Here is a 2,597-nt window from a genome sequence, read left to right as displayed (position 1 = left end):
TGTTGTTCGTCGCTCAATTCAATCTCCTTCATCTACGAAGTGCTGGTTCCGCGTTACTTGTCTTGTGCGCCGAGTTCACCCAGCAGCCGGGCGCGCACGCCTTCGTCCTGAATCAGCTCTTGCAGGCGCTTGCGGAAGTCGGGCAGATTGCCGATGGGGCTCTTGAGCGCCTTCAGCGCATCGCGCAGTTCGAGCATCTGACGCAACTCGGGAATGCGTTCGGCGAGCGCATCAGGCGTGAAGTCGTTGATCGAGTCGAACTTGAGGTCGAGCGAGAGCACGTCGTCGGGACCGGCCTTTTCGTCGAGCTTGTTCGGCACCGAGAGTTGCAGGCCCAGCTTCTGGCCTTTGAGCACTTCGTTGAAGTTGTCTTTATCGACATTGATCGGCTTCATGTCTTCGATCGGCACGTCGTCCTGACGCAGCGTGAAGTCGCCGAGCACAAGCAGCTTGAGCGGCAGTTCCACTTCCGCCTGCGCGTCGCCCGTGGCCGGACGATAGACGATATTGACGCGTTCCTTCGGAGCTACCGAACCATCATTTGCCATTGCTGCCATCTCCAGATTCACGGCGCCGCGTTGGCAGTGCGACATCGATGAAAACGCGCGTCGGGGATCGCACCGACTTGACGCGGGCCGCTGCCATTGCATGCTCGGGCCGGCATGCCATCGCCTGAGCGCGGGATAACTAAAGAAATTACGTGTCGCTGATTGCGGATAACGGCGCGGGCCGGATTTGCTTGAGCCAGACCGTCGGATGCTTCGCTCGCGATTGAGCGCAAGGATCGGCCAGTCCAGGTGGGAAACTTTTCCCGAAGCTCGCAAGCCTTGCCCGGATTTGAGTGCGGCTCATTATAAACAGACGTATCTCAAAAACCCAACGCATTTTTATCAGTTCATATGCACGAAAGAATGACCGGGCAAAGCCGCATACGCCAATCGTCGAAATCTTTCGTTCGATGCCTCGAAAACCTTTCACGACAAGGGCTTCGAAGCTTTGTCCAGCGCTTTACACCTTGGGCGCGAGCCACGAATCTTCGGCTTCGATGCCGTCCGGCTCGTAGGTCCAGGTAATCTTTTCATAGGTGAAAGCGAGGTCTTCCATATGGCCGATCTGCCGGTTGTTCGGGTCGAGGCAGTTCGGTGTCCATGACTTCATGCTGGTCAGGATGGCGTTCTCCAGCTTCGCTGGTGTAGTACTTCTCTTCCGTGCCCTTGGGCGAGATACGGTAGAACTCAAGCAGCACGGACTTGAGCTGCTCGCCGGAAGTCAGCGCCTGAAAAAGCTTCGGGCTGGATTTGTCGATTTCCTTGGCGACGGTCATCGCGCCGTGAACACGCTTGCCGGTTGGCAACCCCGTTTGCGGGCTCTTGGGGATTTCGATCACATGATCCACGGCCTGCACCAGGATCTTGCCTTCGTGGCCCTGAACTTTCGTTGCGCCTTCGATCTTTCCTTGATTTCGACCTTCGACGGTCAGAAAGCACGGCATCGGCATGATTCACCTCTTCTTCGGTTGTGTGGTTGAAGCGCCTTTTTCTCCAGGTCCGGCGCATGGTTGTAGTGTCGGCGCGCGCGGTTGCGATAGGCGGCCGCGATCTCTTCGAGGTGTGGCGCACCATCATGGGCGGCAACGGTCTCGCGATGCTCGTGCTGGTGCCGAGCCTGCTCGGCTGGTGTTGAGGGGCTTTAATTCTGCTACTGGGTGCGCTAACTCTGCTAATACACCGTAGGTCAGGCGATTTGGAGCTTCTGCCGGTACTTGCTTACCAGAATAAGCAGCCGATCCATGTTTCGTGCTCGCCGCGCAATTGCTGCTGGAAACTGCTCGAGTGTTATGCCGTGCACCTCGCAGGCGGCGATGTTGGTGTCGAGCCATATCCGCTTCCAACGGGGGGCGGCTATATCAACGGGATTGAGCACAAGACATCGAAAGCAGTAGACCAGGTGCGGACGGTCTGACATCCACTTGGACGGGGTTTGGATCCGCGCAAGTCGGTGAGGGTCCAGACGGGCGAAACTTGATAGCGAGAGGAGCGCACCTTCCGATAACGGAGGAAACAGAACCCAGCCGGTATTAGCCAGAGTGGGGAATTCGCCTAGCCGATGAAACTCCCTTATCTGAGCGACGCTCAGCTGATAGCGACTGGCGACACGTCCCAGCCAGCTTCCGAACGCCTCATCGGCGAAGGGGCGAGGCGAAACCGGCCACGGACGCAGGTCATTGGACCGCAACGCTGCTTACCTGTTCAAGATGATCGAGCCGTATTGCTTCGTCGCCGTTACGGATGGCGCATTCAGCGGCAGCGTTTAAGATTCGGGAGACTTCACCAGTGAGGCCGGAACTGGCAGCCAGGACGTATTGGGCGATGTCTCGCTGAGCGAGCCCGGACGGACAACGCAACGGTAGAATGCGCTCGAATGCGGACAGCAGCCTGCGAAAGGTTTCACTCTCACGCCAGCGCGGAATCTCGAACGGTGTGAAGCGGCTTGTTGATGCGCGCGCAAAACTGACCCACTGGGGGTGCGGACAAAATCTTGGACTACCTGGAGGTAGTCTGTGTACTCGTACGAAGACCGCATTCGAGCAGTTCAGC

Annotated in this window: 3 protein-coding genes and 2 pseudogenes; 1 reads left to right on the top strand and 4 read right to left on the bottom strand. The window is 57.8% G+C overall.

The window, feature by feature from the left end; all coding sequences use genetic code 11:
- Positions 1-53: 53 nt before the first annotated feature.
- Together tssB and NCT04_RS34095 are read right to left on the bottom strand one after the other, a co-directional pair.
- Entirely contained in the window at positions 54-548 is a 495-nt protein-coding gene (tssB, locus tag NCT04_RS34100) for a type VI secretion system contractile sheath small subunit (protein ID WP_244831862.1), read from the bottom strand.
- Positions 549-1,008: 460 nt separating this feature from the next.
- Positions 1,009-1,498: pseudogene (locus tag NCT04_RS34095) on the bottom strand (Hcp family type VI secretion system effector).
- Between the two features lie 56 nt (positions 1,499-1,554).
- Here NCT04_RS34095 and NCT04_RS34580 point away from each other — a divergent pair.
- Positions 1,555-1,683, top strand: a complete 129-nt coding sequence (locus NCT04_RS34580; RefSeq protein ID WP_284509499.1) for a hypothetical protein — start codon at positions 1,555-1,557, stop codon at positions 1,681-1,683.
- 51 nt (positions 1,684-1,734) lie between these two features.
- Here NCT04_RS34580 and NCT04_RS34090 read toward each other — a convergent pair whose 3' ends face one another.
- Complete coding sequence (locus NCT04_RS34090) at positions 1,735-2,235, bottom strand: TniQ family protein (RefSeq protein ID WP_250470243.1); 501 nt, start codon at positions 2,233-2,235, stop codon at positions 1,735-1,737.
- A pseudogene (locus NCT04_RS34085) lies at positions 2,222-2,597 on the bottom strand (hypothetical protein); the annotation flags it as partial. The gene NCT04_RS34090 and the pseudogene NCT04_RS34085, both read right to left, overlap by 14 nt.

Source organism: Caballeronia sp. GAFFF2, from assembly GCF_023631485.1.
Lineage (GTDB): Bacteria > Pseudomonadota > Gammaproteobacteria > Burkholderiales > Burkholderiaceae > Caballeronia.
The sequence above is the reverse complement of the archived record's forward strand: the minus strand, read 5'-3'. Positions and strand labels throughout refer to the sequence as shown.